Genomic DNA, 5335 nt, shown 5'->3' on the forward strand with positions numbered 1-5335 from the left:
GTCATGGGGTTATTATCGGGAATGGCCATCTCAGGAAATCCCTCAGGAAAGTCCAGATGGTATGGAGTCGGTGCAGTGCTCTGCGGAGAATTGCACGCTAGCGTCATCCCCACTACGACCAATGACCAGAGTGTATTACTCGACCGCGTGATCAAAAGATTGCTTTAGGAAATCCTGGAATCTGAAGCCCAAGTGATTATTCTCCCCATGCCACTGGCTCTCTGCCGGGATGCGCAGGTCCAAGGTATCCTCTGTATCATAGATAGAGCGGGACAGATCCCAATCAATAGAGAAGCTACGTGTCTCCTCATCGCTGACCGAGAAGGGTAGATCGACCTGCATCTGAGTATAGAGCGTGTCCTTACCCAGATGGATCGAGTAGAAGGATGGGACATCACCGAATACATCAGGTGTGGTGTCCAAGCGCCCCTCATAGATCAGGAAGCGATAGCCGGTGGCCCATGCCCAGTACATCCCATTGGCAACATTGAGCGGACTGTCCGGACCATAGATACTGATCATGAAATCGGGATTATCCATCCCATTGAGTCGTTTCGGCACACCGATATGGTAGACCAGACCGGAGTAGTCACCCGGCTCCACATCAAAGGATCGCACCTCGGTAGGCCCGTTCAGGTCGAAGAATTCTATCTCGGTCAGATAAACCGAATCCCCATTTGTCTTGATGAGGGAGATATCGGACAGATAGAGGAGGATCTGCTCGAAATTCATGCTATCTCCGGCCACATTCTGATAGTATTCATACAACTCCACCTCCTGATCCCCATGAGAGATATCCACTCTCAATTCAAAATTGGGCCCATCGAATGGTTCTTCCAAGGTCTCGCTTTCACATGCAATGAAGAAGACCAGGACAATCGATACTATGATGGGATAAATTGTTTTCATGCTTTGATACTGGGGTCGAGTTCTCCGGACCCTGCGATCTATTTTCTTATTCAATGGAGAACGGGGTGCCTGTTCCCAATTTGTTCATGTAATTGCGGTTGAATTCTGCCGTACCCATACTCGGTCCGTCAGGAATGGTGAGTCCATCCAGCATATCTGCCAAGTCGACCTGTAGCTCTATGTGGATGTGGTCGCCTGTCGTACTCACGGTCTGTAGGTCGGCCGTGATGCCCTCCTGATAGATGATATTGGACGAGACATCCGGTGCGGCTGCATGAGTCACGAAATCGTTGCCATCGACCGTCCCTTCCATGACAAAGGACTTGTACCCTCCACCAGGATTCCAATTCCAGTGCATCTCTGTATCATCCAGCGGATAGGGATTGGTCATTGGACTACCTGTATTGGCCGTGCTGTCCACACCTGCTCCGAAGGTGATCATGTACAACTGAGGTTCTTCCGTTTCTCCTACGATGATTCCGTTCTGCTCTGTATCGGCCAGAATGGGGAGCCCATCGTTATCGGCAAGCACATTTCCTTCATCATCCGTGACCTGGATATTGGAGAGGTAGAATTTCAATCGATCGAAAGTCACCGACTGACCATTGATGTCATAGGCTGTGTTCAATTCTACAGCCTCAGCGCCCACCATGGGCTGGACCACGATCATGATCTCTTTGGCAGAAGAAGTGTCTCCTCCATCATCATTGTCATCGTCTTTATCGCACCCGCTCCAAGTCAATACCAACAAGGAGGAAAGGAAAAAGGTAATGGTCAGCGGTTTTAATCTCATGCAATTATCGATTCTCACAATTAGTACAATCCAAGCAGAACAATCACTACCTTTTGGGCATGACTAAGCATTCTCCATATTCGACCGTGTTCAAGACAATGGTCATCGGTATAGTGTTGACTCTGGTTGTTTCTCCTCAAAGTTACGCCCAATTCACTCCTGGCTATGTGGTCTCGGTTACAGATGGAGATGACAGCTATGGCAATAAAAGTCCGAGAATCGCTATCACCGACCAAGGAGAGGTCGTGGTATTCTGGATGCGCACCGGAAATGAAGCATTCTATCTGAGCCGCTGGGATGGCCAAGGATTCTCAAGTCCTAGCCAGATTCCATTCGGGGGATTGAATCCCAATCTCTGGAGCGGTAGTCTGGGCCCCAATTTTGCCACGGGCAATGGGCATATGTACGTGACATTCGAAGTGTACGGTGATGCGATATACATCACTCATTCCGGGGACAACGGTCTGACTTGGGATGACCCTGTTGCTGCCTTCGTACCGCCTCAAGGCAGAAGGGCCACGATACCGACTGTAGCGGTGGATGCTGATGGTCAACCTCTGGTAGCTTATGTCAATACAAATGCTCAGGAGGGCGATGCACACTACGGTCTGGTGAGATCCTCGGATTTCGGAGCTTCATTCAGCGCTGAGGCCTGGGTCAATGAAATAGCTGCGGGAGAGGAGGTTTGCGAATGCTGTAATGGAGACATCGCTGTTTCTCCCAATGGGGATATCTATGTCGCATTCAGAAATAACGATGCGAACCTTCGGGATATCTGGGTCGCACGTTCAACAGATGGAGGGCTGAGTTTTTCAGAAGCGTACGATATGGATGAGACCGATTGGGTCTCTGGGGTCTGCCCCAGTAATGGTCCTCATCTGCTAGCTGAAGATGGTGCTGTGCACGCTGCATTTTTCAGCGCCAGTAGCTCATGGGGCAGCGGGGTTTATTTCTCCAGTCTCGATCCTCTCCTTGGCAACGTATCAAGTACACTGACCCTCCCCCCTGCACAAGAAGAGAGCTCTCAGCAGAATAGACCTCGTATCGCAGGGTCAGGAGATACCCTGGGAGTCGTTTGGCAGGAGAGTTACAACGGGTCTTTGGAGATAGGTATGTCATTCAGTACCACAGGTATATCTGGATTGGGTTCCGATCAAGGCCTACTGACAGAACTATCAGGTTCGCAACGCTATCCAGACATGCTGTTTCATGATGGGAAGTTCCATGTGGTCTATGAAGACGTTTCCTCAGGCACGGTCTTGTATCAAGCCGTACATCCTGGACTGGTAGGAATGGAAGAAGAGCAACTTTCCTTTTCCATCTTTCCCAATCCCGTCCGTGATGAATTGAACTATCAGATGATGACCCAAGGTCCTATCGAGCTTCAGATCTTCGATGCACTTTCTCGATCGTGTGGAGCCTATTCTGGTCTTACTGGAAGTGGTACACTAAATCTGAACACCCTGACTCCAGGATTCTACCATTTAAGGGTGCACACTGAGAACGGAGAGACATCGGTCATCCGCTTCATCAAAGAGTAGAAGAGACTCTTCAGTGTTGCTCTCCTTCTAGCCGCTCCAGGATCTCCTTCATCTGGGCGATCTCCTTCTCCTGAGCCTTGATGATCTCCTCAGCCAATTTCTTAAGCTCGGGATCACTGATCTGTGCTTTTTGACTGGTCATGATGGCGCTACTGTGGTGAGGGATCATGGCATCCATATACTCCTCATCCCCTATAAATGTCTGATTACGCAGGAAGGCCAATGAAGCAAGAAAAATCAACACCGCACCCAAGGCTATAGCTGTATTCATCTTCTTATTTGTATACATCTTCCTCATTGCGATCAACTTGATCAATGCCATAGGCATGACCATCAGCAAGGTCATGTAAGTACGTGTATTGCTTAGATAGAAATGCTCCAAGCGGTCGATGTTCAAGAACATGACCAGGTACATGACCACGAATGAGATAGCCAGCGTGATGAAGAAGGATCGATAAGTTCCTCCTGTCTGTGAATCCGAGTGTTGCATAATGTCGATACTTGATTTATAGATAGATCAACATAATGATGGACATAAGAACCATGCCGACATCCTCAATGATCGTCACTGTACTCATCGGTAGGTTGAAGCCTGTGCCTAAGCATGCACACTTGATCTTCTGTTTGTCAAGTACAGCGCGTATCACTCCAATACTGCTCAGCCCCATGACCACGATGGTCGTAATAAGCGTCCAGCGTAGCTGGAAGCCCATGAGAAAGAATATTCCTAGAATCAATTCCACAAATGGGTAGATGAATCCCCACCTCAACCACTTCTTGGTAATGATGTCATAGCTGAGATAGCTGTAGGCAAAGCCTTTCAGGTCGAGTAATTTGAAGAAGGAGAACGCGATGAAGAATCCTCCCATGTAGTTCTTCATGAAGCGCATCCAGTCAAAGGATCCCTGATTGTATTCTCCGATCATGACCAAGAGGAGGATGAAGCCCAATACAAGGACCAGAGGCTTGAAAGAATAGCTCTCCTTGTCATCAGCGGGAAGTATCATGGATTTCTCTTCCATCGCATTCTGAGTAGGACTGATGCTATACTCACCCACCGTAGCAAGTGCAGTCTGCAGTTGCTCGGTAGGGATATGTTCCCGCATTCGGACACGTGCTCGACCTTTCTCTAGGTCGACATCTACCGACTCCACATGCTTAATCCCCGTCAAGGCCTTCTCGACCTTGGCCTTACACGAGCCACATGTCATTCCACTGACTTCATACAGATGTTTCATAGGTGTTGATCTATTATTCAATGTGATTGTTGTCCCTTCAATATACACATGTTCCGTGCCTTTTGATTATCTAGATTTAGCTCCATCTAATTCCCATGGCCCAGAGCAATCTCATCGTATACAATGCTTCCGCAGGTTCAGGCAAGACCTTCACCTTGGCCCTGGAATATGCTGCGCTCTGCTTATCGAGGAATGACCCCAGATATTTCAGACACATATTGGCCATCACCTTCACCAACAAGGCGGCTCATGAATTGAAAGAGCGCATCATAGGCTTCATGCGCATACTGGGTGAGAATGACGAGCACTCTTCTCCCAGTTCCTCAGACTTGACTTCCCACATTCAAGAACGAACTGGATTGGAAGCTGCAGAGATCCATCAGCGGGCAGCTCACATGCATCAAATGATGCTCTATCGCTATTCCGATCTGCATATAAGTACGATAGACAGTTTCATCTTGAGCGTACTGCGCTCATTCAGCAAAGAGATCGGTCTGCCCTTCGATTTCGATATCGAATTGGATCATCAGAAGATCATGGACCTGCTCATCGATCAGATACTGAGCGATATCGGCAGGGACACATTCATCACCGCTCAGCTCATCGATTGGTGCCGAAGCAATCTTTTGGAAGGAAAGAGCTGGAACCCCCGCAGGCAGATACAGAGTTCGCTGAGTACACTCATCAAAGAAGAGAGTATTCCATACAGGAATGCACTTCTTGACTCAGGACAGGAAGGGCTGGAGAAAGGCTTGGGAAGTCTACTTTCAAAACGAAGCAAACTCCTGAGCCGGATTAGGGATATCCAGAGTTCCACCCGAGAATTCCTTACGCCATGGAACATCGAATTACAT

General features: G+C 48.5%; 7 protein-coding genes. 3 read left to right on the plus strand and 4 right to left on the minus strand.

Translation table 11 applies throughout. The features are described from left to right. A partial coding sequence (locus HKN79_11265; GenBank protein ID NNC84146.1) for a hypothetical protein occupies nt 1–168 on the plus strand: 168 nt, incomplete at its 5' end. Here the strand turns inward: HKN79_11265 and HKN79_11270 are convergent. Together HKN79_11270 and HKN79_11275 are read right to left on the minus strand one after the other, a co-directional pair. Further along, the gene (locus tag HKN79_11270) at nt 136–909 is read right to left on the minus strand and encodes a hypothetical protein (protein NNC84147.1); all 774 of its coding nucleotides are present in this window, start codon (nt 907–909) and stop codon (nt 136–138) included. The two genes, HKN79_11265 and HKN79_11270, sit on opposite strands and share 33 nt — an antisense overlap. Before the next feature lie 46 nt (nt 910–955). Continuing rightward, a complete protein-coding gene (locus HKN79_11275; protein NNC84148.1) occupies nt 956–1702 on the minus strand; it encodes a hypothetical protein in 747 nt (248 codons plus the stop codon). Between the two features lie 59 nt (nt 1703–1761). Here HKN79_11275 and HKN79_11280 point away from each other — a divergent pair, with 59 nt between their 5' ends. After that, the gene (locus HKN79_11280; GenBank protein NNC84149.1) at nt 1762–3243 is read left to right on the plus strand and encodes a T9SS type A sorting domain-containing protein; all 1482 of its coding nucleotides are present in this window, start codon (nt 1762–1764) and stop codon (nt 3241–3243) included. Nucleotides 3244–3253: 10 nt separating this feature from the next. On the opposite strand, the gene HKN79_11285 is transcribed toward HKN79_11280, so the two are convergent. Together HKN79_11285 and HKN79_11290 are read right to left on the minus strand one after the other, a co-directional pair. Next, nucleotides 3254–3733, minus strand: coding sequence for a DUF305 domain-containing protein (locus HKN79_11285; GenBank protein ID NNC84150.1), 480 nt, complete (start codon nt 3731–3733; stop codon nt 3254–3256). Between the two features lie 16 nt (nt 3734–3749). After that, complete coding sequence (locus tag HKN79_11290) at nt 3750–4481, minus strand: heavy-metal-associated domain-containing protein (GenBank protein NNC84151.1); 732 nt, start codon at nt 4479–4481, stop codon at nt 3750–3752. A 95-nt stretch (nt 4482–4576) separates the two neighbouring features. Here HKN79_11290 and HKN79_11295 point away from each other — a divergent pair. Further along, a partial coding sequence (locus HKN79_11295) for a UvrD-helicase domain-containing protein (protein ID NNC84152.1) occupies nt 4577–5335 on the plus strand: 759 nt, incomplete at its 3' end.

The sequence above is a fragment of the Flavobacteriales bacterium genome (assembly GCA_013001705.1).
Taxonomy (GTDB): domain Bacteria; phylum Bacteroidota; class Bacteroidia; order Flavobacteriales_D; family JABDKJ01; genus JABDLZ01.